Annotated in this window: 24 protein-coding genes; 11 read left to right on the top strand and 13 right to left on the bottom strand. The window is 57.5% G+C overall.

The genetic code is table 11. The features are described 5' to 3' along the window. Nucleotides 1–108: 108 nt before the first annotated feature. From K3169_RS16800 to K3169_RS16790, 3 genes are all read right to left on the bottom strand, one after another. A complete protein-coding gene (locus K3169_RS16800; protein WP_263267199.1) occupies nucleotides 109–2,220 on the bottom strand; it encodes a putative bifunctional diguanylate cyclase/phosphodiesterase in 2,112 nt (703 codons plus the stop codon). Between the two features lie 250 nt (nucleotides 2,221–2,470). After that, on the bottom strand, nucleotides 2,471–2,770 hold the full coding sequence (locus K3169_RS16795) for a protealysin inhibitor emfourin (RefSeq protein ID WP_231667730.1): 300 nt from the start codon (nucleotides 2,768–2,770) through the stop codon (nucleotides 2,471–2,473). Between the two features lie 17 nt (nucleotides 2,771–2,787). Further along, nucleotides 2,788–3,855 (bottom strand): M4 family metallopeptidase, encoded by a 1,068-nt coding sequence (locus tag K3169_RS16790; protein ID WP_263267198.1) that lies wholly within the window; start codon nucleotides 3,853–3,855, stop codon nucleotides 2,788–2,790. Nucleotides 3,856–4,172: 317 nt separating this feature from the next. On the opposite strand from K3169_RS16790, the gene K3169_RS16785 reads away from it, so the two are divergent. Both K3169_RS16785 and K3169_RS16780 read left to right on the top strand, forming a co-directional pair. Next, on the top strand, nucleotides 4,173–4,526 hold the full coding sequence (locus K3169_RS16785; protein ID WP_263267197.1) for an SPOR domain-containing protein: 354 nt from the start codon (nucleotides 4,173–4,175) through the stop codon (nucleotides 4,524–4,526). A 108-nt stretch (nucleotides 4,527–4,634) separates the two neighbouring features. Continuing rightward, entirely contained in the window at nucleotides 4,635–5,135 is a 501-nt protein-coding gene (locus tag K3169_RS16780; RefSeq protein ID WP_027900801.1) for a hypothetical protein, read from the top strand. A 702-nt stretch (nucleotides 5,136–5,837) separates the two neighbouring features. Here K3169_RS16780 and K3169_RS16775 read toward each other — a convergent pair. After that, on the bottom strand, nucleotides 5,838–6,158 hold the full coding sequence (locus K3169_RS16775) for a YqjD family protein (RefSeq protein ID WP_027898212.1): 321 nt from the start codon (nucleotides 6,156–6,158) through the stop codon (nucleotides 5,838–5,840). Nucleotides 6,159–6,333: 175 nt separating this feature from the next. Here K3169_RS16775 and K3169_RS16770 point away from each other — a divergent pair, with 175 nt between their 5' ends. Then, a complete protein-coding gene (locus K3169_RS16770; RefSeq protein ID WP_027898211.1) occupies nucleotides 6,334–6,588 on the top strand; it encodes a hypothetical protein in 255 nt (84 codons plus the stop codon). Between the two features lie 37 nt (nucleotides 6,589–6,625). Here K3169_RS16770 and K3169_RS16765 read toward each other — a convergent pair whose 3' ends face one another. Further along, nucleotides 6,626–7,105 (bottom strand): LEA type 2 family protein, encoded by a 480-nt coding sequence (locus K3169_RS16765; protein WP_231678060.1) that lies wholly within the window; start codon nucleotides 7,103–7,105, stop codon nucleotides 6,626–6,628. A 163-nt stretch (nucleotides 7,106–7,268) separates the two neighbouring features. On the opposite strand from K3169_RS16765, the gene K3169_RS16760 reads away from it, so the two are divergent. The 4 genes from K3169_RS16760 to K3169_RS16745 all read left to right on the top strand — a co-directional run bounded on the left by K3169_RS16760 (nucleotide 7,269) and on the right by K3169_RS16745 (nucleotide 11,313). After that, the gene (locus K3169_RS16760; protein WP_263272312.1) at nucleotides 7,269–8,303 is read left to right on the top strand and encodes an AraC family transcriptional regulator; all 1,035 of its coding nucleotides are present in this window, start codon (nucleotides 7,269–7,271) and stop codon (nucleotides 8,301–8,303) included. A gap of 80 nt (nucleotides 8,304–8,383) precedes the next feature. Next, complete coding sequence (locus K3169_RS16755) at nucleotides 8,384–9,151, top strand: 3-hydroxyacyl-CoA dehydrogenase (protein ID WP_263267196.1); 768 nt, start codon at nucleotides 8,384–8,386, stop codon at nucleotides 9,149–9,151. A 109-nt stretch (nucleotides 9,152–9,260) separates the two neighbouring features. After that, the gene (locus K3169_RS16750; RefSeq protein WP_263267195.1) at nucleotides 9,261–10,469 is read left to right on the top strand and encodes an acetyl-CoA C-acyltransferase; all 1,209 of its coding nucleotides are present in this window, start codon (nucleotides 9,261–9,263) and stop codon (nucleotides 10,467–10,469) included. 70 nt (nucleotides 10,470–10,539) lie between these two features. Then, nucleotides 10,540–11,313: an enoyl-CoA hydratase gene (locus tag K3169_RS16745; RefSeq protein WP_231678063.1), complete on the top strand. Its 774-nt coding sequence runs from the start codon at nucleotides 10,540–10,542 to the stop codon at nucleotides 11,311–11,313. Nucleotides 11,314–11,331: 18 nt separating this feature from the next. On the opposite strand, the gene K3169_RS16740 is transcribed toward K3169_RS16745, so the two are convergent. Then, nucleotides 11,332–13,341, bottom strand: a complete 2,010-nt coding sequence (locus K3169_RS16740) for a type VI secretion system Vgr family protein (protein ID WP_263267194.1) — start codon at nucleotides 13,339–13,341, stop codon at nucleotides 11,332–11,334. Nucleotides 13,342–13,671: 330 nt separating this feature from the next. Here K3169_RS16740 and K3169_RS16735 point away from each other — a divergent pair, with 330 nt between their 5' ends. Beyond that, nucleotides 13,672–14,376 carry a YebC/PmpR family DNA-binding transcriptional regulator gene (locus tag K3169_RS16735; RefSeq protein WP_099269542.1) on the top strand — a complete coding sequence of 235 codons (705 nt, stop codon included), beginning with the start codon at nucleotides 13,672–13,674 and terminating at the stop codon, nucleotides 14,374–14,376. 320 nt (nucleotides 14,377–14,696) lie between these two features. Here K3169_RS16735 and K3169_RS16730 read toward each other — a convergent pair whose 3' ends face one another. Together K3169_RS16730 and K3169_RS16725 are read right to left on the bottom strand one after the other, a co-directional pair. Beyond that, nucleotides 14,697–15,986 (bottom strand): leucine-rich repeat-containing protein kinase family protein, encoded by a 1,290-nt coding sequence (locus K3169_RS16730; protein WP_263267193.1) that lies wholly within the window; start codon nucleotides 15,984–15,986, stop codon nucleotides 14,697–14,699. Between the two features lie 3 nt (nucleotides 15,987–15,989). Continuing rightward, the gene (locus K3169_RS16725) at nucleotides 15,990–16,565 is read right to left on the bottom strand and encodes a TetR/AcrR family transcriptional regulator (protein ID WP_231678160.1); all 576 of its coding nucleotides are present in this window, start codon (nucleotides 16,563–16,565) and stop codon (nucleotides 15,990–15,992) included. Nucleotides 16,566–16,670: 105 nt separating this feature from the next. Between K3169_RS16725 and K3169_RS16720 the strand changes: the two genes are divergently transcribed. Beyond that, nucleotides 16,671–17,876: an MFS transporter gene (locus tag K3169_RS16720; protein ID WP_263267192.1), complete on the top strand. Its 1,206-nt coding sequence runs from the start codon at nucleotides 16,671–16,673 to the stop codon at nucleotides 17,874–17,876. A gap of 265 nt (nucleotides 17,877–18,141) precedes the next feature. On the opposite strand, the gene K3169_RS16715 is transcribed toward K3169_RS16720, so the two are convergent. Next, nucleotides 18,142–18,900 (bottom strand): anti-sigma factor family protein, encoded by a 759-nt coding sequence (locus K3169_RS16715; protein WP_263267191.1) that lies wholly within the window; start codon nucleotides 18,898–18,900, stop codon nucleotides 18,142–18,144. Further along, nucleotides 18,897–19,409 carry a sigma-70 family RNA polymerase sigma factor gene (locus tag K3169_RS16710; protein ID WP_263267190.1) on the bottom strand — a complete coding sequence of 171 codons (513 nt, stop codon included), beginning with the start codon at nucleotides 19,407–19,409 and terminating at the stop codon, nucleotides 18,897–18,899. Before K3169_RS16710 ends, K3169_RS16715 begins: the two co-directional genes overlap by 4 nt. A 177-nt stretch (nucleotides 19,410–19,586) precedes the next feature. Between K3169_RS16710 and K3169_RS16705 the strand changes: the two genes are divergently transcribed. Together K3169_RS16705 and K3169_RS16700 are read left to right on the top strand one after the other, a co-directional pair. Next, nucleotides 19,587–20,684, top strand: a complete 1,098-nt coding sequence (locus tag K3169_RS16705) for a catalase family peroxidase (protein WP_263267189.1) — start codon at nucleotides 19,587–19,589, stop codon at nucleotides 20,682–20,684. Continuing rightward, nucleotides 20,681–21,220, top strand: a complete 540-nt coding sequence (locus tag K3169_RS16700; protein ID WP_231678165.1) for a cytochrome b — start codon at nucleotides 20,681–20,683, stop codon at nucleotides 21,218–21,220. Before K3169_RS16705 ends, K3169_RS16700 begins: the two co-directional genes overlap by 4 nt. A 108-nt stretch (nucleotides 21,221–21,328) precedes the next feature. Here the strand turns inward: K3169_RS16700 and K3169_RS16695 are convergent, their stop codons facing one another. From K3169_RS16695 to K3169_RS16685, 3 genes are all read right to left on the bottom strand, one after another. Next, complete coding sequence (locus tag K3169_RS16695) at nucleotides 21,329–22,474, bottom strand: M14-type cytosolic carboxypeptidase (RefSeq protein WP_231678167.1); 1,146 nt, start codon at nucleotides 22,472–22,474, stop codon at nucleotides 21,329–21,331. 106 nt (nucleotides 22,475–22,580) lie between these two features. Further along, nucleotides 22,581–23,141, bottom strand: a complete 561-nt coding sequence (locus K3169_RS16690; RefSeq protein WP_027900829.1) for a DUF4880 domain-containing protein — start codon at nucleotides 23,139–23,141, stop codon at nucleotides 22,581–22,583. A 619-nt stretch (nucleotides 23,142–23,760) separates the two neighbouring features. Then, nucleotides 23,761–24,228, bottom strand: coding sequence for an Lrp/AsnC family transcriptional regulator (locus K3169_RS16685; RefSeq protein WP_027899705.1), 468 nt, complete (start codon nucleotides 24,226–24,228; stop codon nucleotides 23,761–23,763). Nucleotides 24,229–24,409 lie beyond the last annotated feature (181 nt).

Below are 24,409 nucleotides of genomic sequence, written 5' to 3'. Positions count from 1 at the left end.
CGCGGGCGCTGACCGACGTTCACATGCCAATAAGCCATTATTGCTGGCTGACTCTTCCTGATGCTGGTCAAGCCTATCTTTGATGTTCATCAGGACGAGGTTTGAAGTTCAGATTGCGATGGGAGGCTCGTAAGAAATGCTCTCCAGGCGTTTGAGCTCGGCTGCAAGAAAGTCACTGGCAGCCTCGACACTGAGCGGTCTGGCAAAAAAGTAGCCTTGCAAAAGGTGGCAGCCAAGGGCGCGCAATTGCTCGATCTGCTCTTGGGTTTCAACGCCCTCGGCAACAATTTCAAGACCCAGGTTGATCGCCAGTCCAATAGCGGTAGCGCAAATCTCCAGATCCTTGCCGCCTTTGCCGATGTCGCGGACAAAGCTGCGATCAAGTTTGAAGGCATGCACCGGCAAGACTCGCAGATATCCCAGCGATGAATAGCCCGTACCAAAATCGTCGATTGATAAGCGCACGCCCAGTCGACGCAGATCGGCAAGCCGCTCGATGGAACGCTCGGGATCCTGCATGAGCACCGACTCGGTAATCTCCAGTTCCAGATGATGGCCCTGCAGATTGTGCCGCACCAGCGCACTGGTGACCGTCGCTTCAAGTTCGCTGACCAGCAACTGCTGAACTGACAGATTGACCGCCACTTTAAGGTCGGTGAAACCCATGGCGTGCCAGCGGGCGAGCTGCTCGCAGGCGGTTTCGATAACCCATGCACCCATGTCGGCAATGATGCCCATGGATTCTGCAACCTGGATGAATCGATCCGGCATGACCAGACCGTAATCCGGATGCTGCCAGCGGATGAGTGCTTCAAGGCATACAGTCCGGCCATCCGAAGCCAGCACCTGGGGTTGATAGCACAGGAAAAACTGTCTTTTCTCAAGGGCCAGGCCAAGCGCTGCCTCGAAATCAACCCGTTCTTGAATGTTTTCTTTCATGGCAGGGTGATAGACCCGCAAGTTGCCTGGGCCAAAGCTCTTGGCCTCGTGCAGTGCCAGTTCGGCAGCGCCGAGGATATCCTCGGGCTGGCAGGCATCATCCGGGAATACTGCAACCCCGGCACTGGACGTTATTTTCAGCTGGCTGCCTGCAATATCGAAAGATGACGCCAGGGCCTTGGACAGCTTTTCCTGCAAGCGAGCAACGCCATTTTCGTTTTTGACTCCGCTGGCGCCCACTAACAACTGATCAGTGCCGACCCGCGCGATGAGGTCGCTGTCGCGCGTGGTGAGTTGCAGGCGTTGCGCAATCTTGACCAGCAACTGGTCCCCTGCCTTGTGTCCACGCGTGCCATTGATGATTCCCATCTGATCAAGCTCTAGCAGGAACACCACGAGCCTTGTTTGATTCTGTTTATTGACGGCTATCAAGCTTTGCAGCCTGACCAACGCTCCGGCACGATTGGGCAACTCAGTCTGGGCATCGTTGTGAAGGGCATGCTCGAAGCGCTGGTTAGCGATCCGGTGGCTGTAGATCTCCTGTTCAAGCGCCCGATCAGTACGTGCTTTTTCTCGTCGGCTTCTGGAAACCCTCGCCTTGACCATCACAGAAAACCAGACCGCCAGAAACAGGAAGCCAAAGGCGCCTAGATAGGGCACCTGGACGACTCCGGCATCGGCCAGGCTGGTCAGGACGGTAGAGGTCAGCAACAGGACAATGGACGTCCAGATCACAATATTCGAGAGCGGCCCCGCCTTCTTTCTGATTCTGAGTGAAAACAGAGTGATCCAGATCAGCAGAGTGAACGACAACAGGCGTATGACCTGATAAATCGCCGACGGCTCGCCAGCCAGGATGAACAGCCGTTCCCCCCAGGCAGTCGTGCTCAAGCCATTGGAGTACAAGTGTTCAAATCGGTAACCCAAGGGGTTGTAGGCGTTGTAGGCAATTGCAAAAGCGGCCACGCCAGCGATCAGCCAGGAGGCCCTGTAAGCGCTGGGTCTGTTTTCCAGCGCGGCAATCAGGTAGCTGCTCAGCGGGACCAGTAACAGCGAGAAAAAGTTGACCCATTTGTGGGCTGACAGTGCCGCCTGAACTGTGTGTGCTGAGTACTGGACGGCACAGGCAACCTGAAACAGAGCGAAGACCAGGCAGGTCGCGGAAAACATGACGCAGGCTCGGGTGTAACCACTGTTGCGGGCCAGCAACGCGGCATTGAACGCGCCCATGACCAATATTCCCGTGGAAATGAAATACAGAGCAAGGATGGGTGCGATCATTTCGTCCTCTGAACTGGATCGGCACACCAGCAACGACAAGGTCGGAATGGAAGGCTGCGGGATGGGATCCGATCCCTAGGATAGCATCAAATAGCCATTACTTTGTTTTGCGTATTAAACATAGTGTGCATTCAGATTTGCACAGAACCCTGTGGGAGATTCTATGTTGGCCAGCAATCCCGTAGTACCGGCCGGGACCGCGGGCCAGGATAGAATCTCCAGCAGTTATTTAAAACCAGTCCAGGCCAGCTCAGAGCTTCCCCGGTTTCGCACGTTTCTGAAGGTAACTCAGCAACGTTTTCGCCTCTTCAGGAATGTTGTGCTCATCGAAAGAAATGCAGATCGCATTGGTGTCGTCTTCGATCGTGATCTCATACTGCTTCTGGTCACGGGCGTGCTCCGAGCCCGTGTCGGCGGATTTTGGCAGGCCGCGTTCCTCCATCAGACGCTTCACTTGTTCTACCAATGGCTGTTCAAGGTCAGCCATATTCACCTCGCAGCTTTTGATTGCGCCGACAAAGCCCCCGGACTGCACGTAACAGACTCTCATGATGGTGCTCCTCAGTATCAAACGTTGATGCCGACCTTTTTCCAGGCAGCCTTGACGGCCTTTTTCGCGGCAGTGCCGTATTGCTTGCTGCCCGCCACCTGCACACTGATCCTCGCACAGTCTGCGAACTGACTGTTGCTCTGCAACTGCAACAAGGTTTCATACCAGATCCTGCCAGTCACTTCCCAGGCATTCCCGCCCAGCGCCTTGGCCGCCAGCACAAACGCCCGATTGGCGATGCCCGAGTTGATGTGTACGCCGCCGTTATCCTTGGGGCCTGTGTAAAGGCCCGCCATGCTGGCGGGTTGCGGGTCATCGCCCAAGTCCGGATCGTTCACGTACGCTGTACCCGGGTTCTCCATATCGCGGATGCCGCGGCGGGTAGGGGCGGGGACCAATAGCTCCTTACCGATCACCCAACTCGACTCTTCAGCGCTGGTGCCTTCTTTCCACTGACGGACCAGAATCCCGAATACATCGGCAAAATGTTCGTTGAGTGCGCCTGACTGTCCCTGATAACTCAAGTTGCTGGTAAAAGACTGTACGCCGTGGGTCAGCTCATGGCCGATGACTTCCAGACTGCCGGTAAAACGCTTGAAGACCTCTCCGTCGCCATCACCGTAGGCCATTTGCTCGCCATTCCAGAACGCGTTGTTCATGGGCACGAAGCCCCCTTCGAAATCCACCTCGGCGACATGGACGGTGGAAACCAGCGTCATCCCGTTGTCATCAAGGGAATTGCGGCCGAACAACTCGTTATAAAAGTCATAAACATCGCCCGAACCATTGAAGGCTTCGTCCAGAGCAGCGTCGGCTGTGTCCGGTTGGCCTTCCGAGCGGCCAAGCGTACCCGGCAGTTTATTGGTGCCCTTGGCGTCGTAAACCAGTCGACTCTTCTTACCGTCCGGCGATTTGCTTGCAAGCAAGCTCGGCATGGCTCCTGCTGAGCTTCGAAAAGCGACAAAGGCCGAACTGCTGGCCAGATTGGTAATCGCCAGAGCTCTGACCCGTGCGTGAGGCGACTGAGCCAGATGCTCGAGAATGTAAGGGGGGACGATGCAATGCAGCGGATTTCGATGGCACATGCGTGAAACTCCCTGAGCAGTGTTACAAAACCGTAACGGACTCTTTTTGGGCAGCGCCCGTGCCCACGATGTTCCGCCCGTTCGCCGGAGAGCGCTGTTGAACCTCGATTGCCGCTGAAAAACGGCAGGTACAATCGTTAGAATTTGTAACTGCGGTATTAGTCTTTGAGAGATGCGCGCCAGCCAGGCCTGACTGACGGGGTGATCTATGGCATTCGTTGCTGCCAGAGAGCGACTAAGTGTCGCCAGCGTGAATGGACCGTTGTCGATGGCAGCAATGCTAAACTTGCGCCCACTTTTGAGAGGAGCAAGCAGACGTGCGCAATTTGGCAATGATGATAGCGGTGCTGGCACTGGCTGGCTGCGATGCCGACAAGTCGACTCCACCCGCGCCCAAGGTGCAGGCGACGACTGCAGTACAAGCCCCGCAGGCTGCCCCGCAATGGGAAATCCAGATCAATGCCAATGAGGCGTTGAGCGATATCAGTGCCTGGTTGCTTGAGCGCAGCTATCCGCCTTATCTGGTGACGATCGATGGCAAGCAGCAATTACTGATCGGACCTTACCCAAGCCAGGAACGCGCCGAAGAAATTCGCACTGAGCTGCTGGCTAAAATCGCCAAATCCCACCGCAAAGCTGCCCCGGTGGTGATTCGGCGAGTGCCGTCCTGACGGCTATTCAGCTGTCGCCGCGAATGTAGCAAGACACTGGATGATCGCTGTGACACCCTCGGTTCACGTGCTTCGAATTATTCGATGCGTGAACCGGGAAGCGCTGTTATGGACGAAATTCAAAGATTGGGCGAGTTACTGAGCGCCAATCAACGCAATGAAGAACATAAGCACCAGCAATTCCACACCGGCCTGGCGCAATGGCAGGCCAGCATTCTGAAACTTTACGAGCAGATCGAAGCGTGGCTCAAGCCGCTGACCGACAGTGGTCAGATCACTGTGGAGTTCGAGCCGCATCTTGCACAAAGCAAAGGTTACCCCGACGAAAACTCACCGTTTCGCACTCAGCGGATGACGCTGTCGATTGCGGGGCGGCAGGTTGCCCTGATTCCTGACGCGATGGGGGCGAAAGGGCTGGTGTCGATTTCGGCCACAGGGTTGAGCCCGCATGCGCAGGAGCAGGTGTCGCTGATCTGTGTGGATGCCACGCAAGGTGTGCAGTGGATGGAGAAGAAACGCATTGGCGTGAAGGAGTCTGAAGCGGTGCCTTTTACGGCGGATCATTTTGCCAGGCAGTTGCAGGCGTTGGTGCCGGGGAGTTCGGTTTAGGTCTTGTGTGTATATCCGGTGTTGGGTGATGGCTCATATTGGTTGCGCTTTTACAGCGCCTCACTTTTGAAAGGAGCCGGAAGCCGGCCCAGCCAAAAGTAACCAAAAGGCTCTTGCCCCACCACTGGGTGCCTCGCTGTCGCTCGGCCGGCGTGGTTTAACGGGGCGCTTAAGATCAAAATCAAAAGCAGCGGTTCCCCGCGGATCGGTAGGAGCGAACTTGTTCGCGAGACGTTACCACGGCCAACGCATCCGTCGTATGACCCACCGCATCGCAGCCTTCGGCAGCTCCTACAGATGCCCGGCAAACCCACACAATCAGGTCGGCTGTCAGGCCGCCGCGCTTTTGATCTTGATCTGAGGCGCCCCGTTAAATCACGCTGGCCGAACGCAGATTCTGAAGCGTGGGGTGCTCTTGAGTTGAAGAGGGGCAGGACGCCGGGTTAGCCGCATTGGGCCATGGATGGCCCGTTGCGGCGGCCCACGGTTCAGGATCTGTGGGCGGGTACACCGAGCGACAGCGAGGTGCCAAGTGATGGGGCAAGAGCCTTTTGCTTACTTTTGGCTGGGCCGGCTTCCGGCTCCTTTCAAAAGTGAGGCGCCGTAAGGGCGCAACCAATCCAAGCCCAAACGCAACAATGGATATGTACACAAAAAGCTGCATACATACCCAATCCACGGTAGATCAATAAATGTACAGGGTTAGTCGCGACGACCCAGCAACAAACCTACTACCAGACCAAAGCCCGCGGAAATGGCAACGGTCTGCCATGGATGGCCACCGATATAGGTTTCGGTCGCTTCAACCACCGGCTTGGTGCGCTCACGCACACTGGCAACAGACTCAGATGCCTGCTTGAGCTTCAGGCCGAGCTGCGCGCGCAGGGTTTCTGCGTCTTCACCGACCAGAGCAGCGCTGTCTTTGAGCAGCTTGTCGGACTCTTCGATCAGGGCCTGCAGTTCGCTGAAAGCCTGGTCCTTGATCTGTTCTGCGGTAGTTTGAGCGGCAGTTTTACGAGCCATGATGTTTTCCTTTCGTTGATGATGGCAGTAAGCAATGGAGTCTTGCGGTTGGCGAAAAGTTGCAGAAGTCTGCGCGTCACCACTCATTTTGCTTGTGGGATTTGCCGGAAACAGTCTCTTAAAGGTGCCCCTACGGGTGTAAGATACTTCCGGTTTTTAGTCACAGGTGACCGTTATGAGTTTCAATCTGGCCAATCGGCCGCTTCCTGAGCGTGCTGCGCTCGAAGACGAGAAATCCCGCCTCTTTGACCTATGGCAGAGCAACCTGGGTAAAGCCAAGGGTGACGCCGCGCGATTGTTCGGCGAGCGCTCCAAGCGCAAAGGCAAATGGTCCGAATGGGTTCGTTCCGAACTCGACACCATGAGCCCGCCCGAGTACGCGAACATGGTCCGCAGTGAAGTCAACCGGCTCATGGCCGCCAGCAAGTAAGCAACGCCTCGCCAGACGCCTCGCTTGAGGCAGAGCCTTACCAGCTCCCGTCAACAGATTGCGGCAGGCTGAGGACGCCACTGTCCTTGAAACGCATGGTGCCAAACAGTCCGCCCGCAAGCTTGCCGCGCAAGGTGTAAGGCAGGTTGTCGAGGCTTTGGGTTTGCGTCAGGCCCACCGCCTGACGCAGGGCCGCGAACGCGGAAACGCTGACCGGCACCACCAGCACTGTTTCGGAAAAGCGCCCGATGGAGCCTTGCTGATCACTGACGCCGGACGCCAGCAGTCTGCCATTTACATCCAGGTCCAGCGCAACGCCGTTGTATTCGACGGCGGTCTCATTCGGATTCTGCAATCGCAACTTGACTGCCAGCCGCACTTCCAGGCCTTGTCCGGGCAATGACTCAATACCCACTACGTTGATGTTCAGTGGATCGCGATTGGGCAACAGGGCGCAAGCACCAAGGGTTAAAAGCAGAAAGCTGACCAGCAGCGTACGAATCAGGCGTGAGGGCATTCGGTATGTTCCTTTGGGCATGTGACAGGGCGCTGCTATCCGCTCAGACCCCATGTGCGCGCAGAGATTCGTTTTCATCCGGCGCTGGCTTATGCTGCAGGACCCGCATGCTGATGAGTCACGGATGCCCAGACATCAGAAAACCACGTCACCGATTGCGATGTTGACGGCAAAACACACCATTTCCGTTGAAATGGTGCGCGAGGCATTCCTGCAAAGCGGTCTTTCCGGGCAGATCCAGCAAGCGCTGCTGGCAGAGGCAGGCATTGCCGTTGATGTGCTTGAAGATCGGGAGGCCCGGGTGTCGGTCAACGCATATGCGGATTTGTGGCGGAGTATTGAACAGCGCACTGACGACCTGTTTTTCGGTATGGACCCGCGTCCTCTGCGCCAAGGCAGTCTTGAGTTTCTATGCCGCTCGTCCATGGCTCAGCCCACGCTGGTGGCAGGACTTGAGTCAGGACTCGACTTTCTCGGGCTGATGCTTGAGCGCTTCGGTGCCCGGTTGATCCGTCAGCAGAGTGTGGTGGAGGTGGTCATTGGTGATGAGCAGGACCCGGTGTCCCGGGCATTTGCGGATTTCACCTTCTGGATGATTGTGCACGGTGTGGCCTGCTGGCTTTGCGGGCGGCGCGTGCCCATTATGGGCATTGAATTGCGTTGCGCGCAGCCGGATTACATCGATGACTACAAGGTCATGTTTTCGGAGAATCTGCGTTTCCAGCGGCAGCGCTCAAGAATGATTTTTGCTGCTGATTGCCTGGACCTGCCCATTCGGCGTAGCGCTGCCGAACTTGACGCCTTCCTCAAAGCTTTGCCGGGTAATCTGCTGGTCAAGTATCGGGACCCGCAAAGCCTGGCCAGCCGCATCCGCCAGCATCTGCGCAGCCTGCCTGCCGAACAATGGCCACACAGTGCTGACCTGGCGAGGAGTCTGTGCGTTTCCGGCTCGACCTTACGCCGCCATCTTGCCGAAGAGGCTCAAAGCTACCAGGCCCTCAAGAATTCCGTACGCAAGGATCTGGCCATTGGTTGGCTGGCGGACGAGCATCTGGACATGGCGACCATCGCCAGTCGTCTTGGCTTTGCCGACACCAGCTCGTTTTACAAGGCTTTCCGTAAATGGTCGGGGATCAACCCCGGTCACTATCGAGATGTGGTGCAGAGCGGCGTTGGTCAAACCGGTCATCAACGCTGAGCGTTTTGACCATTGCCCGAACCGGCACGCAGGGCGACTATTTTGGTTAACAACAATAAGGAACCGAATAGAGGTTACGCATGGATATTCGCGACAAGGTTTTCCTGGTCAGTGGTGGCGCCTCAGGTCTGGGCGCTGCGACGGCGCACATGCTGGTCAACGCCGGGGCCAGAGTGGTACTCGCCGATCTGAACGCCAAGGCATTGGCGATACAGCTGGAAAAACTGGGCCAAAATGCTCGCGCAATGGTCACCGATGTCAGTCAGGAAGCCTCTGCACAGGCCGCCGTGGACGCCAGTGTCGAGGCATTTGGAGCGCTCCACGGGCTGATCAATTGCGCCGGTATCGTTGGCGCGCAAAAGATCCTCGGTAAGGAAGGTCCTCACAATCTGCCTGACTTTCGCCAGGTGATCGACGTCAATCTTATCGGCAGTTTCAACCTGTTGCGGCTTGCCAGCGCGGCCGTGTCTGTCGGCGCGGCGGATGAGGGCGGTGAGCGGGGCATCATCATCAATACTGCGTCTGTCGCGGCTTACGACGGTCAGATCGGCCAGGCTGCTTATGCCGCCTCCAAGGGCGCCATTGTCAGCATGACTCTGCCTGCGGCGAGAGAGCTGGCACGTTTCGGTATCCGGGTCATGACCATCGCCCCCGGTATTTTCGAGACGCCAATGATGGCGGGCATGACGCCGCAGGTGCGTGAATCCCTTTCGGCAGGGGTTCCATTTCCGCCGCGTCTGGGCAAGCCGGATGAGTACGCCGCCCTGGTCCGGCACATCATCGAAAACCCGATGCTTAATGGCGAAGTCATCCGCCTCGACGGCGCCTTGCGCATGGCTGCGCGGTAATCAATGAGTGAACACGCGGCAACGCCTACGGACACGGATACGGATACGGATACGGATACGGATACGGCGTTAATTCAAATGGTTATGTGATTTTGCTAAGGAATTAATCATGACTTCAGAACATTCATCCATAAATGATGACCCCGTGGTGATCGTCAGCGCTGTGCGCACGCCCATGGGTGGTTTTCAGGGCGATCTGCAAAGTCTGACCGCGCCGCAGCTGGGGGCGGCGGTTATTCGCGCAGCGGTAGAGCGGGCGGGTATTGCGGCTGAAGAAGTTGAGCAGGTGTTATTTGGCTGCGTGTTGTCTGCGGGGCTTGGGCAGGCACCTGCGCGGCAAGCCGCGTTGGGCGCTGGGCTGGCCAGGTCAACGTTGTGCACCACGCTCAACAAAATGTGCGGCTCAGGCATGCAGGCGGCGATGCTGGGCCATGACGTGTTGCTGGCGGGCAGTGCAAAAGTGGTAGTGGCGGGCGGCATGGAAAGCATGTCCAACGCACCTTATCTGTTGGACAGGGCGCGCAGCGGTTACCGCATGGGGCACGGGCGGGCGCTTGATCACATGTTCCTGGATGGTCTGGAGGACGCCTATGAACCAGGCCGGCTGATGGGCACTTATGCCGAACAGTGCGCGGAGAGCCACGGTTTTACCCGTGAAGTGCAGGATGCGTTTGCAGTGGAGTCCTTGAGCCGCGCACAAGAGGCGATCAGCAAAGGCTGGTTCAACGGTGAAATCGTCCCGCTGGAAGTCACTGTGGGCAAAGAGCAGCGGCTGGTGACTCATGATGAGCAACCTCCCAAGGCCCGGCTGGACAAGATACCGACGCTCAAGCCCGCTTTCCGTCAAGGCGGCACAGTGACCGCAGCCAACTCCAGCTCCATCTCCGACGGTGCCGCAGCGCTGCTGTTGATGCGTCGCTCCGAAGCGACACAGCGAGGCCTGAAACCGTTGGCGGTGATCCATGGGCATGCGGCGTTTGCGGACGAGCCGGGGCTATTTCCGGTTGCGCCCATCGGGGCGATTCACAATCTGATGACGCGCACCGGATGGACCCTGGATCAGGTCGATCTGTTCGAGATCAACGAAGCGTTTGCCGTTGTCACGCTGGCAGCTATGAGTCAGCTGAACTTGCCCCATGACAAGGTTAATGTTCACGGTGGAGCCTGCGCGCTCGGCCATCCTATTGGTGCGTCGGGCGCACGTATTCTCGTGACCCTGCTGGGGGCTTTACGACGTAAGGGGCTGCGGCGCGGCGTTGCGGCCATTTGCATTGGTGGCGGTGAAGCAACCGCTATAGCCGTAGAAATCATTCAATAGTGCAATGAGATAAGTGCTTAAGTTAAAGTTTATTCTAGAATAATAGCTATTAGAAAAGGGATTATTATCAATGAGTTATGAATCTATCTTGATAGAGATTCGAGGAAGGGTGGCGCTGATAACGCTCAACCGTCCGGAGGCTTTGAATGCCTTGAACGCGCAATTGATCAGCGAATTGAACAATGCGCTGGATGATCTTGACGCCAACCGTGACATTGGCTGCATTGTGCTGACCGGCTCCAGCAAAGCGTTTGCGGCGGGGGCGGATATCAAGGAAATGGCTGAGCTGAAGTATCCGCAGGTCTATCTGGACGACCTGTTCAGCGACAGTGATCGCGTAGCCGCCCGGCGAACCCCGCTCATCGCCGCCGTGGCAGGTTTTGCTTTGGGCGGCGGCTGCGAACTGGCATTGATGTGCGACTTCATCCTCGCTGCGGATAATGCGCGCTTCGGTCAGCCGGAAATCAAACTCGGCGTCTTGCCCGGCATGGGCGGCACCCAGCGCTTGACCCACGCCGTCGGCAAGGCCAAAGCGATGGAAATGTGCCTGACCGGACGTTTGATCGACGCCCAGGAAGCAGAGCGCGCGGGGTTGGTCGCACGAGTAGTGCCGTTGAGCGAACTGCTGGATGAAGCACTGAAGGTCGCTGCATCCATTGCGGCAAAGTCGCTACCTGTTGCGATGATGGTCAAGGAAAGCGTTAACCGCGCCCTGGAAGTCAGTCTTGCCGAAGGTATTCGCTTCGAACGCCGGGTTTTTCATGCTGCTTTTGCCACTGAGGATCAGAAAGAAGGCATGGCTGCGTTCATCGAAAAGCGAGAGCCCCGTTTCAAGGGGCGTTGAGTAGTCTTTGCTGACTGCTCAGCCATGCTGGATGAAAGCCTGATGCAATCTCCGCGGCCAGTTTTGCTCGAACCACGTCTGTAGCATGATGCAGTGTCCCGGATGAACCAGGCAGAGCTCGTTCGGGGTCTTGCGATACGCTGCAGCAAGCTCGCGCAGCTCTTCAGAACTGAGCCCGCAATAACCGTGTCGGTCGGTTTTGCCCTCGAACAGAAAATGCTCCGGTTGCAGGCGTGCAAGAAACTGCAGTCCGGGCTCACGCATTCGCACTATGTACCATAGGCGATCTACCAGCGGTGCGCCTTTGAGGCCGGGGTGCTCGGTCAGGCGCAGGTCGGCGTCGAAGAGAGACAGAGCCGGATGCTGTGCAGGTTGATCCCGCCCGCAGGAGCGGTCCTGGGCTGTGAGCGTTGGCAGCGTACCGGTCATCTCAATGCAACTGGCTGTGAGGTCGAATCTGCTGTCTGCAGTGCTGAGCTGCAAAATCCCATCAGTCGTGAGATGCAGGGTTTGTGGCAGGTTCAGGTGTACTGCATCAGCGGTGGGCAGACCCTGTGCAGGGTAATCATTGAGCGGCACGCGATGTTCGTCCGGGACGCCATAGATAATCGGCCGCTCAGGGTCGCCGTCAAAGTGGCCGACAATCAATGCTGCACCGATACGCAGGGCCTTCAATTGCGCCAGCGAAATACCGATGGGCGCGCACAACTCGGCAGGCTCGCAGCCCGCCGGGGTTGGGGTGAAGCCAATAGGCAGTCGTCCGTTCATCAACTGTTCTTTCGTCTGGTTGCAGCGACTCAGCAAGGTCGTGGGCTGAAATCCCGACATGACAGGTTTTTGGTGCTTCAACCCGGGCCGAAACGGCATTTCCCACGGCAGTAAGCGGAAGCTGCTGTGATAGCCCTGGCTGAGACTGTCGATTTCGTCATGCCCGGTCGCTTGACCATTGCTGGCCCCGGATTGCGCAGCAACTGACCTTGCGGCCTCGAGAATCCGGGCCACATCCTCTGGCGCTTTGCCTTTCAGCACCTCCGGCTGTTGGCCTGTGTGATTGATTTCTACCACCAGCCACTGATCGTTGAACCGGGCCTCGGGATGCCCCAGTACTTGCACGATCTGGCCCGGTGTCATTGGCAGGTCAGTGCCGAGCCCACGGATCACGCGTCGCTCGCAACGTTGGCGCTCCAGGGCCCGGGCGCCGGCCTGTCGCTCATGCGCCTGGCGTTCGGTGGGCAGGCGCGACAGCAGGCTTGCTTCGAAACGCTGGTTACTGGCGTTTTTTTTGTCGGCATGAGCTTCATCGTCAGACGCGTTTTTCGATGTCTTTAACAGCGGGTCATGAAAGTGCGTTTCGTGGTCTGTCGCCGCCAGCTGTAACGCCCATTGTTCAGCCAGGTACGAAATGGCCGGTGCGTGCCTTGTTCGCAGGGCTGGTGGCTGAAATTGAGCAGGTTTTGACCGATGGGGGAAGCGGGCAGGATCGTCAGCGAAGACCAGCAAGTGTCGGGTTCGCTGATGTTCGAAGCGCATGGAGATACCTTCTTCTTCACATAATCTCAGCAGCAGATGCAGATCGGTTTCGTCTTGCTGTACGCACTGTTCTCGCGAAGGATAGATTCCCACCAGCTTCTCGAAACGATAGGTGGCAGGAGCAATGCTGTGCTCTTCGAGCAGTCGTGCGATTATCTGCGGCACGCTAAGGTCCTGGAATACCCGACGCTGCCGACGCTGCTCCATATCGAGCAGCGTCGGGCCCAAAGTGATGCGATAGAGGCTCAATCCGGTCCCGGCGTGCAGTAGTGTGGCGCTACTGATCTTGCCATGAACACCTTGATCGGGGCCTAACGCAAGCCAGGCCGCTTTTTGCTCGAATACCTCGAATTTCAGGTGTGGATCACTGCTGACAACGTCAATGATGAAACGATAGGGTGCGTTCAGGGCTTCCCGCCCGCTGATGCTGATGACGGGCAGATTCATCTTGTGATCGACAATCGCCAGAGTGATCGGCATTCGTTTGCCTTCGGACATCCACATCGCTCCCACCTTGAATTTAAGGGGGCAGAGGGTACGAAATGCCACGGTCCATGGGCATCGCTTCAGCATTTTTCGGAAAGGGACTACAAGTTAAAGAGGAATGTCGCTAGTTGCCATGCAGTGCATTAACCCTGATGCAATCGGCCTTCGACCTGAAATCGAGCGACGGCAGGGGTTTCATCTGACGTTATCGGGTATAAAATGCGCGGCGTCGCGTGTTGATAGCGACGCACCTCATTTTTTAACGTTTTGCCGGTTTTGCAGTCGGCCCTTTCGCAGGGACTGGCGCATCGGGCAGGACGCAATCGGATCAAGAGAGCAAGCATGGGCGCACAGTGGAAGGTCAAGCATAAAGAAGCAGCATCCAATGCCAAGGGACGTATCTTCGGCAAGCTGTCCAAGGAAATCATGATCGCAGCGCGTGCTGGCGCAGACCCGGACATGAACCCGCGTCTGCGGCTGGTTGTGGAACAAGCGAAAAAAGCCTCGATGCCGAGGGAGACCCTGGAGCGAGCGATCAAGAAGGGTGCCGGTTTGCTGGGCGAAAACGTTACCTTTGAGCGCCTAACCTACGAGGGCTTTGCGCCGCATCGCGTGCCGGTGATCGTTGAGTGCCTGACCGACAACATTAATCGCACTGTGTCTGAAATCCGTGTGTTGTTTCGTAAAGGACAATTGGGCGCAGCAGGCTCGGTTTCCTGGGATTTCAACTATCAGGGCATGATCGAAGCAATGCCGATCAACCCGGACGCCGATCCAGACGAAGCGGCCATCGAAGCGGGGGCTCAGGATTGCGAGCCAGGCGAAGAGGGCGCAACCCTGTTCCTGACCGAGCCAACCGACATGGACGCCGTATGCAAGAAACTGCCGGAGTTCGGTTTTACCGTGCAGTCGGCCCAGTTGGGCTACCGTCCGAAAAGCACCGTTGATGGCCTTGATGACGAGCAGATGGCTGAAGTTGAAGCTTTCCTGGCTGCCATCGATAACAACGATGACGTGCAGAACGTTTACGTGGGGTTGGCGGGCTGACGGCATTCTGATTTGAAATGCATTCTCCTGTGGGAGATTCTATGTTTGCTTGCAATCCCGTAGGACCGGCTTAGCCGGGAGAGTGGTATTTCTGCCGAGGAATATGTAGTGAATGTCCCGACGCCCTCCCGGCTAAAGCGGAACGCCGCCCGGCCGGTCCTACGGAATAGCGCGGTCTATGTGGGAGCCGGGCTTGCCCGCGATAAGACTGTACGCGGTTGACGTTGGATCGCGTCCAGCCTTATCGCGGGCAAGCCCGGCTCCCACAGGTACACCGTTTCAACTCAAAATTTGCAGAGCCTTATCTCGCGCAGCATTTTCTACGGGCCTTTAGTCAAAGCCTGCTCAACCTCTCGCAACGTCGGTCGCTGGCTGACATTCGGCTGAATACAGCGAGCCTGCAGCGCCCAAAGGGTATCCTCTACGGGCTCGGCACAGCGCTCCAGCAACTCCCCCAGTAAAATCCCGAAGGCCCGCGTTTCTATGCGTTGCAGAGCCACGCCCTGTGCGGACGTGGAATAAAACGAAGCAGCGCCGAAATCTCCCAACAGGCAATCGCCGTCGTCGTGCCAGAGAATATTGTGGCCATACAGGTCGCCATGGGTCATGCCGTTCTGATGCAGGTGTGCGGTGGCTGATGCGATGCCACGGGCCATGCGTAACGCGATTTCCCTGCTCGGATGGAAACCGTTCGGGTAAATATCCCGGGAGCACGAATCCAGACTTGGCGGACCCGCAAGGTTGACGAAGTTAGGCTCAATCAATTGCATGACCAGCCCTGCGCATGACTGAGGGTGATCGAGGATCTGGCCTTCAACGGCAATGAGATTCCGGTGAGTGCCCGCCGCGATACACGCCGCCATTTCGTTGAGCGGCGAGCCGTCGCTGGTCACGGCACCTTTGTAGAGTTTGACGGCCACTGTCCTGGCTGCTTGCCGGGGTGGTTGCCAGAGCGCTTGCTGGATGACCCCGGAAGCACCTTCACCCAGTTGCTGCTGAATACTCAGCTCAGTCCACGGGATCTGCCGTACAGACTTTGCTTCAGGCGCGCTGCACAGCGGATTACCGGCAAAGGCCAGCCACGCCAGTGAGGGCAGTTGCAGCAGCCAGTCAGGCAATTCGGTCAATTGGTTGGCTGCGATGCGCAGCAGTTCAAGCTGTTCACACTGGGCCAGACTCGCGGGGAGGCGGGTCAGACGATTGCCGGCCAGCATCAGCTTTTGCAGCGAGCGGCATTCGCCCAGCGTCTCTGGCAGTTGCTCGATCTGGTTGTCGGTGAGGATCAGCCAGCGCAGTCGGGGTGGCAACGCTGCGGCCGGGAGGTGTGAAATCTGGTTCGCCTTGAAGCCGACGATCTGCAGATTCTGACAACGGCCAATGCAGGTCGGCAGCTCTGTAAAAGGGTTGTCGGAACAAAACAGCACTTTCAAGTGCGATAGCCGGTACAAGTCGTCCGGCAAGACGCTCAGGTTGTTGCCACTCAGATTGAGGATTTCCAGCGAATCGGCCAGATTGAAGATTTCCACTGGAAATTCGTTCAGCCCGCAGGACAGGTCCAAACGTTTTATACCCGCCAGCTTGCCCGCGCGCAGGTCTTCGAGTGTATGCATGGGTCAGCCACGACCCATGGTTTCAGGGGGCAGGTTCAGGCAACGATCGACCCATAGGTGGACGCGCTCCAGGCTCGGAGGAGCCTCTGCATACAAAATGCGATAGATCATCGGCGCAACCACTGTGTCAATCAGCTCATTGGCGTCCGGGGCTTTCTCGCCACGGGCCAGCGCCCGGTCGATGATGATCTGCAATTGATCGCGAGTGATGCCGGCACATTTGCCCGAGCACGTCGCTGCGCTGCTGGCGACGACATCGCGCATCATCTCCCGGCCGGGGGCCGAGTTCATTTCATCAAGGTACATTTCGGTCCACGTGCGCAAATCGTCGCGCAGGTTGCCGCAGTCAATAGGCTCATCCGGGCGCAGGCGCTCAACGGCGGCATCAGCCAGCAACGTGGTCAGGTCACCCCAACGGCGATAGATGGTGGACGGTGTCACGCCCGCACGTGCAGCAATCATGGGCACGCTCAAGGCCGCGCGGTCGTTTTCGACCAGTAAATCGCGCACCGCGCTGTGAATTGACTCTTGCACGCGAGCGCTGCGACCGCCGGTGCGAATTCCTTCTTTTATAGCCATGAGGCGGACCTTAACACAAAGTATTTGCTTTAAGCTGCGTCAGCTCGCACAATCCAGAACGCTAAATCTTAGCTTTAATGATGTGCCTGATCGGAGAGTGTACCCATGTCCCGTCTTTTGCAGAACCCTGACCGGGGAAACAGCGCCTTGGGATTTCTGGCATTCACGACCCTGTGCTTTTTTGCAGCGTCCAGCGCGCCGACGCCGCTCTACCATTTGTATCAGCAAGGCTGGGGTTTCTCTGCAGCGATGTTGACGCTTATTTTCGCGGTATATGCGTTCACGTTGCTGATAGCGCTGTTGATGGTGGGGTCGCTGTCGGATTACCTGGGGCGGCGCCCGGTGATCTTTGCGGCACTGCTGCTGGAAATTGTTTCCATGCTGTTGTTTATATTTGCGGTTGATGTCGGCTGGTTGCTGGCAGCGAGGATGATTCAAGGGCTGGCGACAGGTATGGCGGGCAGCGCGCTTGGGGCTGCCTTGCTGGACAACGACGAAAAACAGGGACCTTTGGTCAACAGCATCGCGCCGATGTTCGGCATGGCGATTGGGGCTTTAGGCACAGGGCTGTTGGTGGAGCTGGCGCCGCTGCCACTGCTATTGACCTACTGCCTGTTGCTGGCGGCATTTGCCGGACAAGCGATTTATCTCTGGCTGATTCCGGAAACCGTCAGCCGTCAACCGGGCGCCTGGGCCTCGCTGAAACCCTCGCTGCACGTTCCTGTTCAGGCCCGGCGCACGCTGTGGCTGGTGTTGCCGGTAGATATTGCCGCTTGGTCATTAGGTGGCTTCTTCCTGTCACTGTCGCCATCGTTGCTTGCTGCAGCCACCGGGACGACTTCTGCAATCAACGGCGGGCTGGCCGTTGCCACGCTGACCATCAGCGGTGCACTGGCCATTTTCAACTTGCGTACGCGGCCTGCGGTGTTGGGGCTCTGGGTAGGTGCGATCGGTTTGCCGGTTGGCGTTGCGGTCATTCTGACGGCGGTCAATGCTGGCTGGCTTTGGCTGTTTTTCGTCGGCTCGGTCATTGCGGGCATCGGCTTCGGCTCAGGCTTTCTTGGGGCATTGCGCCTGTTATTGCCGTTGGCTCAGGCCCATGAGCGGGCGGGTCTGATGTCGGCTTTCTATGTGCTCAGCTACCTGGCGTTCTGTATCCCGGCGTTGATCGCCGGCCTGAGCGCCCACAGCTTCGGCCTGATTGCCACGACCAATGTCTATGGCGGTGTGGTGATCGTGCTGGCGCTGTTGGCGTTGGCAGGGCTGATTGTCAGGCGTGTGGCTGGACGGGAAGCGGTCAACCCGGTTTGAAGGTGTGCCGATAACGGAACCCCTTGTTTTATCTACAAAAAAGCACCTTGGGGGAACTCAATCCGTAGGAGCGGCTTCAGCCGCGAGGAGGCAGGTGCATCCTCCATGATGATTTCGTCTGAAATGATGCTCTCCCGGCTAAAGCCGGTCCTAAGTAGGAGCGGCTTCAGCCGCGAGGAGGCAGGCGCATCCTCCATGATGATTTCGTCTGAAGTGATGCTTTCCCGGCTAAAGCCGGTCCTACGTATAACAAGGTAGCAGCAACTCAAATCGCCCCAGGCAGCGCCTGTCGGGCCAGTTGGGCGGCAGGGTCTTTAGTCGGGGTGACCATGGCGTAGTTGTAACCATCGCTGGACCAGTAATCGGCTTGCAGATCACCGTCGAGTCGGGTGCCTCGCGGCAGCAAGCGGTTTTTTGCACCCGGCGGGCGGATGTAGAAACTCAGGGTGCGGCCTTCAGTGTCCTTGTACACCACCAGGGCAGCGGCCCCCTGTTCAGTAGTGGTCATGCGTCCGCTGACCGGTTTGAATCCCGCCGCTTCCAGGTTGGGCAGCCGGTTGGCCTGGGTGAAATGACGGTCAAGCCAGCCTTGTGCATCACTGGTTTTTTCCGCGCTCCAGTCGCTGGCCATGTTGTCGTCCAGAGCAAACATCCGGTAGGCCTGCAACGCATCAGCCATCGGCGGCGTGGCACCGGCCAGGGTTATCTCCCTGGCCTGCCAGCCGCTGAATCCGCCAACTCCGACAGCTAACAGCAACATGGCCGCCGTAGCCAGGTGACGATAACGATTACGCCGCATGCGCTGACGGATAAACACCGGGTCCAGTTCCGGGTTCGGCGGGCGTTGCAGTTCGCCACTCATTGCAGTGCGCAACCGTTTCGCGTCGTCCTGCCAGGCTTTGACCTGCGACGCGACCTGCGGATGGGCTGCCAGCCAGGTTTCCAGGCGCAGGCGGTCGGCCTCGCTCAGTTGATGATCCACATAAGCGTGAAGGTCGAGTTCGCTGGGGGGCAGGGTGATCATTTCAGTATCCGCAGAGAAGGAGTGGTGATTTCGCCATCGCTGAACTGGCGAAGGGCCTGACGAGCGCGGGACAAGCGCGACATGACCGTGCCGATGGGCACGTCGAGAATCGTGGCGACTTCCTTGTAGCTCAAGCCTTCCACCGAGATCCATAACAGCAGCGCACGCTGCTCGGTGTTCAGTCGCTCAAACGCACCAAGAGTTGATTGAGCAATCACGGTGCGTTCAACGCTGGGTTGGTAATCCTCATCTGCGCCACCGGTAAAAAGCGCCAGCATGCGGCTGTACCGACGTGAGCGGCGATGGGCGTCGAGAAACTGGCGATAGAGTATCGAGAACAGCCAGGCGCGCAAATCGCCTTCGATTCGCTTGTCTTTCCAGGCTGACAAAGCTTTTTCAAGGCTTGCCTGAACCAGGTCATCAGCGCCGCTGGAGTTGCGGGTCAGCGACAGGGCAAACCTGCGCATTCGCGGTATCAACTCTCTGAGTTGGGCGTCGAGCTCGTTCATGGACCGCAGATTCCCTGGGCAGCAACTATGATCGTGTTAAGCGTCTGAGCAGCAAGACGACGCCCGGCATTGGTTATTCCACCCTTCGTGCAATTTTTTTTCGGCGGATGGAATAAACACTTTCCGGCTCCGTCCTACTGCCCACAAAGCGTGATAGACGATGACCTGGAGTTGTATATGACCGACCGTGATCCGTTACCCGAGGGGCAAAGACCTCCATTAAGTCCAACTGCAACGGGCCTGCGTCTGGTGGGCATTGGCGTAGTGGTGCTGGTTGCCGCTACCGCATTTGCCTATGTGGGAGGCTACCTCGATCCGCAGCGTCTGACCCCTGACAAGCTGGTCAATACCCTTGAGCACAATAACGGTACATTCCCCGGATATCGCCGCAATCACCCAAAAGGGGTATGCGTTGCAGGTTACTTCGAAAGCAACGGCGCTGCTGCCGATCTTTCCAGTGCTCAGCTGTTTACCGCCACCCGCACGCCAGTGGAAGGACGATTCGCGCTGCCCACCGGCAACCCTTATTCGCCAGACAGTGCCGCTCCGATACGCAGTCTGGCCCTGCGCTTTACTCAGGCAGACGGCCAGCAGTGGCGTACCGGAATGAATGCCATGCCGGTATTCCCTGTCGGCACGCCGGAAGCGTTCTTCGGGTTGTTGCAGGCCAATGCGCCAGACCCTAAAACCGGCAAGCCTGACCCGACCAAGGCCCCTGCATTTTTCGCCAATCACCCGGAAGCCGCGCCATTTCTGGCATGGGTCAAGACCGCCAGGCCGTCGGCCAGCTACGCGACCGTCAGTTACAACAGTGTCAATGCGTTCTATCTGGTCAGTGCCGATGGCAAACGCCAGGCCGTGCGCTGGAACATGGTGCCTGTGGATGCCGCGCAACCCGCGGCACCGGCGCCGGACGCCAAGGATTATCTGGAGCAGGACCTGAATGACCGACTGGCCGCAGGCCCCGTTCGTTTCAACCTGATCCTGACTCTCGCGGGTGCCAGTGATCCAGTCAACGATGCCAGCAAACAATGGCCTGCTGATCGCCAAACGTTGAACGCCGGTACGCTGGTGCTGGAAAGCGAACAACCGCAGTTGAGCGGCGCTTGCCGTGACATCAACTTTGACCCGCTGGTGCTGCCATCCGGCATCAGTGGCTCGGATGACCCACTGCTGGCCGCGCGTTCTGCTGCTTACGCGACGTCTTACAAACGGCGCACTGCAGAAGTCGAGCAATTGCCCAAAGCCGCCCCCGTCCCGGAGAAAAAATCATGAGTGGCTCCAATAAGCATTTCTCTCCTCTGGCGCGCCTGCTGCACTGGTCGATGGCAGTGATGATCATCGCAATGCTGTTTATTGGCGCGGGCATGGTGGCCTCGGTGTCGGAACGACATGAATGGTTGCTCAATCTGCACAAACCGTTGGGCATAGCGATCCTGGTGCTGGTGATTCTGCGCATCATCGTCCGGGTGTCCAGCCAGACACCGCCATTGCCGGCTGACTTGCCGGGCTGGCAGGTTTTGGCGGCAAAGCTGTCCCATTACGTGTTGTACGCATTGATGCTGGCAATGCCGTTGATTGGTTGGGCGATGATTTCCGCCGCCGGTGATCCGGTCATGCTCAGTAGTTCGGTGCGCCTGCCTTCCATCGTTGCAGCGGACGCAGGGACCTTCGCCTTTTTACGTCAGGCTCATAGCTGGCTGGCGTATACGCTGTTTCTGACCGTGCTGACGCACATCGCAGCCGCGCTGTTTCATGCGTGGGTGAGGCGTGACGAGGTGCTCGGTAGCATGTTGCGGGGGAGAGGGTAAGCGCTAAAAAGAAGGGCGTTACCTTCCTGTAGGAGCTGCCGAAGGCTGCGAAGCGGTGTATCAGACAGAATGCTTTCGCAGCCTTCGGCAGCTCCTACAGGATGATTTTCAGCGCAGGATCGGGGCCATTTCCGAGAGAACGGTCAAGACATCCTTGGCCAGTTGTTTCGAGCGCTTGCCGTCCCAGCCAGTGATCAGGTCCGGGGCATCGTCGTTGTCCTTGAACGGCATCTCCAGAGTCAGCGCCAGGCACTTGTATTTTTCCCCGACGCTATTGCAGGCCAGGTTCATGTTGGCCTTGCCCGGCTGTGAACGGGGATAGCCATAGCGGGTCTGGAAATCCCGGGTGATTTCACTCAAACGGCTGCGGAACTGAGCTTCGAGTTGTTGCTGCTTGGGCGTGTAACCCGGATTGCCTTCGCAGGCAGCAGTAAACACATAGGGAATTTCTTCGTCGCCATGGACGTCGAGGAACATGTCCACGCCATACTTTTCCATCTGTTCCTTGACGAAGAATACTTCCGGGCTGGTTTCCGGGGTGGAGTCCTGCCAGGCACGGTTGAGGTCCTTGCCGTTGGCATTCGTGCGCAAATGCCCGTGGAACGAACCGTCAGGGTTCATGTGCGGGACGAGGTACAGGTCGGCGACTTCCAGCAGGGCATTCAGCACCGGATCATCCTGCTGTTGCAGGCGCTCGATCACACCTTCCATGAACCATTCAGCCATGTGCTCGCCGGGATGTTGCTGAGCAATGATCCAGATTTTGCGTTTGCCCTCGGCGCCATTGCCGCGCCGTAGCAGCGGAATCTCACGGCCTTCAACGCTCTTGCCTGTGGCCAGCAGTTCAGTGCCAGCCTTTTCCAGGGCCTGACCAATGAGCCAGTCATGGCGCTCGCGACTGTAGGGTTCGAAATAGGCAAACCAGACGTGCTCGCCAGTGGGCGTCAGGCTGAAATTCAGCGCGCGGCCGTCGAATGTGGAGGGCACCCGAAACCAGGTCTGATGATCGTAGGATGCCACTGCGTTGTAGCCAGTCCAGGCATTGTTGTAGCTGGACTGACTGGCATTGGTCAGGCTGAACCTATGGACCTGGCCCGTCTGCAGGCCTTCGACCTTAAAGTGAAACCACTGAAAATGCGGGCTGCGGGTGTCCGGGCGGATGGCCAACTGGATCTGTGCAGGGTTGCTCGCGTCTATCACTTCGATATTGCCGCTATCGAAGTCTGCGCTGATTTTGAGAGAGGTCACGGTCAGTTCCTGTGTACGTTAGTGCCAGTTATGGCGCTACTTTACACGGAACCTGCGCGAAGCAATGCGCGTCGCTGCGACGTGAAGGTGTGTGAATCGGTCACTCAGTGCTTCAGGTCTGACCGAGCAAGGCAAAAGCTTCCGCCGTCATGAGCAGGCTGCACAAAAACGCTGTCGCCATACACCAGAACAGATAACTGCGACGTTTGCGGCGATGCCAGCCGCTGGCGCCTATGACGGCAGCCGGTGCTTGAAGTTGGCGCCACAGACGCTCGGTACTTTCGAAGGCGGCGAGATGCGCAAGGTCAGCATCCAGCCAATGGCGGAATTCGATACGTTGACTGGCGGTAGCCTGTGGACTTTGCAGGTGTACATACCAGCGGCTGGCCTGTTCGCATACCGGATCCACAGCGCTGGCTTCATCCGCAGCGACTTGCCGACGGCTGTGTTGCAGGACTCGCACCATGGCCTGCTCGACCAGTGCGACATCGATGCTCAGCAAGTCAGCGATGTGGGCGTAGGAAGCCCCGTCCAGTCGGCTGAGCAGAAAGACCTGCTGTGTTCGGCGAGAAAGCTTCACCAGACCGCGCCGCAGGCTCTCGCCGTGCAGACTCAGTGGAACATCTGTCCGTCGTGCAGGCAGGGCGGGGAAGGACGAGAGTTGAATACTCATGATCGATTGCCTCGCTTGATGTTGATGAAGACTTCTTTGCTAAGGTGCTGCTTTTAACGCTTTTCTGTAGGAGCTCACGAGCACCGCGAGGCAGCGATGGCGTCCTGTCTGATACACCGCCATCGCGGCCTCGCGGTGCTCGTGCGCTCCTACAGATCCAGTGTTTACCGCGCCATATTCGGTGTAGAAGACGGCGCGAGGTGCCGGGATGAGAGTCTTTCTCAAGTGCTAAGCCAGCTCAATTACCGATTATCTTCCGTGCAGCGCCTTTGAAAGCCAACTTCAGAGGCCCTTTCTGCAATCTTTTTGCTATGATCCGCGCCATCGTAGAAACGACACCCTCTTCATTAGCCTGAAGAAAGCAGCACCCGAACCTTGCATCACCAGTGACACCAAAAAAATAGAAACGAACCGCAAAACTAAAAAAAAGACCCGGAAAAAATCCGGGTCAAAAACCGTGATTAGCCTGATGAGGAGATAATCCAGAAGCCGACCTAAGACTTCTGAGTTATCCAACTGACCTTGCGGCCAGTTGCTTGCAATAATAATCATTATCATTTGCAAGTCAAACCTTTTTATCGTCTCCATAGAAAATCATTCGGATTCCGCCTGACGCCCGTCAGTCCAGCGGCAGTTCTGTCGTGCGTTTTACTTCGCTCATGGCGATGTTCGAGTGGGCTTCCTGCACGTGTGGCTGCTGCAGCAGATGATCCCGCAGGAAGCGCTCGTAGCTGGCGATGTCCTGCGCCACCACCTTGAGCATGAAATCCATATCGCCCGCCATCGTGTAGCACTCCAGCACCTCGGGGTAGCCGGTGATTGCTTCTTCGAATTCCGCAAGAAAACGCCGGCCGTGCCCGGATAACTTCACATCGACGAACACCGTCATGGTCAGGCCAAGCTTGCGTGGGTTGAGCAGGGCGACTTTGCGTTCGATATAGCCTTCTTCCTGAAGGCGGTTGATGCGCCGCCAGCAAGGGGATTGGGACAGCTCGACGCGTTCGGCAATTTCGGCTGCCGAGAGATCGGCATCGTGTTGCAGCAGGCGCAGGATCCTGCGGTCGATGGGGCTTAATTTGTTCTGCATGAATTGACCTCTTTTTTTATTTTTATAGAACTGAACATGCAGAAGTTCAGCAGATAAACGGCAAATTAGAAAGAAAAAGCCTCATTGCTACAGGCAGTATTTTGCTTGTGACCGCCCGGGTAGAACCTGCCCCGCGGATTAGCCGCCATAACACTGCTCATAAAAATAAAAGGAGCGCCTG

This window comes from Pseudomonas phytophila, assembly GCF_025643095.1.
GTDB classification, from domain to species: domain Bacteria; phylum Pseudomonadota; class Gammaproteobacteria; order Pseudomonadales; family Pseudomonadaceae; genus Aquipseudomonas; species Aquipseudomonas quasicaspiana.
This window is presented reverse-complemented; position numbering and strand designations above follow the sequence as displayed.

Coding starts and splice junctions, on each gene's coding strand:
- K3169_RS16755 (WP_263267196.1), top strand. CDS start 8,384: ATGGATATTCGCGACAAGGTTTTCCTGGTCAGTGGTGGCGCCTCAGGT.
- K3169_RS16725 (WP_231678160.1), bottom strand. CDS start 16,565: ATGGCTATAAAAGAAGGAATTCGCACCGGCGGTCGCAGCGCTCGCGTG.
- K3169_RS16735 (WP_099269542.1), top strand. CDS start 13,672: ATGGGCGCACAGTGGAAGGTCAAGCATAAAGAAGCAGCATCCAATGCC.
- K3169_RS16795 (WP_231667730.1), bottom strand. CDS start 2,770: ATGAGAGTCTGTTACGTGCAGTCCGGGGGCTTTGTCGGCGCAATCAAA.
- K3169_RS16730 (WP_263267193.1), bottom strand. CDS start 15,986: ATGCATACACTCGAAGACCTGCGCGCGGGCAAGCTGGCGGGTATAAAA.
- K3169_RS16800 (WP_263267199.1), bottom strand. CDS start 2,220: ATGATCGCACCCATCCTTGCTCTGTATTTCATTTCCACGGGAATATTG.
- K3169_RS16765 (WP_231678060.1), bottom strand. CDS start 7,105: ATGCCCTCACGCCTGATTCGTACGCTGCTGGTCAGCTTTCTGCTTTTA.
- K3169_RS16790 (WP_263267198.1), bottom strand. CDS start 3,855: ATGTGCCATCGAAATCCGCTGCATTGCATCGTCCCCCCTTACATTCTC.
- K3169_RS16775 (WP_027898212.1), bottom strand. CDS start 6,158: ATGGCTCGTAAAACTGCCGCTCAAACTACCGCAGAACAGATCAAGGAC.
- K3169_RS16690 (WP_027900829.1), bottom strand. CDS start 23,141: ATGAGTATTCAACTCTCGTCCTTCCCCGCCCTGCCTGCACGACGGACA.
- K3169_RS16750 (WP_263267195.1), top strand. CDS start 9,261: ATGACTTCAGAACATTCATCCATAAATGATGACCCCGTGGTGATCGTC.
- K3169_RS16740 (WP_263267194.1), bottom strand. CDS start 13,341: ATGTCCGAAGGCAAACGAATGCCGATCACTCTGGCGATTGTCGATCAC.
- K3169_RS16715 (WP_263267191.1), bottom strand. CDS start 18,900: ATGATCACCCTGCCCCCCAGCGAACTCGACCTTCACGCTTATGTGGAT.
- K3169_RS16685 (WP_027899705.1), bottom strand. CDS start 24,228: ATGCAGAACAAATTAAGCCCCATCGACCGCAGGATCCTGCGCCTGCTG.
- K3169_RS16710 (WP_263267190.1), bottom strand. CDS start 19,409: ATGAACGAGCTCGACGCCCAACTCAGAGAGTTGATACCGCGAATGCGC.
- K3169_RS16705 (WP_263267189.1), top strand. CDS start 19,587: ATGACCGACCGTGATCCGTTACCCGAGGGGCAAAGACCTCCATTAAGT.
- K3169_RS16770 (WP_027898211.1), top strand. CDS start 6,334: ATGAGTTTCAATCTGGCCAATCGGCCGCTTCCTGAGCGTGCTGCGCTC.
- K3169_RS16720 (WP_263267192.1), top strand. CDS start 16,671: ATGTCCCGTCTTTTGCAGAACCCTGACCGGGGAAACAGCGCCTTGGGA.
- K3169_RS16745 (WP_231678063.1), top strand. CDS start 10,540: ATGAGTTATGAATCTATCTTGATAGAGATTCGAGGAAGGGTGGCGCTG.
- K3169_RS16700 (WP_231678165.1), top strand. CDS start 20,681: ATGAGTGGCTCCAATAAGCATTTCTCTCCTCTGGCGCGCCTGCTGCAC.
- K3169_RS16780 (WP_027900801.1), top strand. CDS start 4,635: ATGGACGAAATTCAAAGATTGGGCGAGTTACTGAGCGCCAATCAACGC.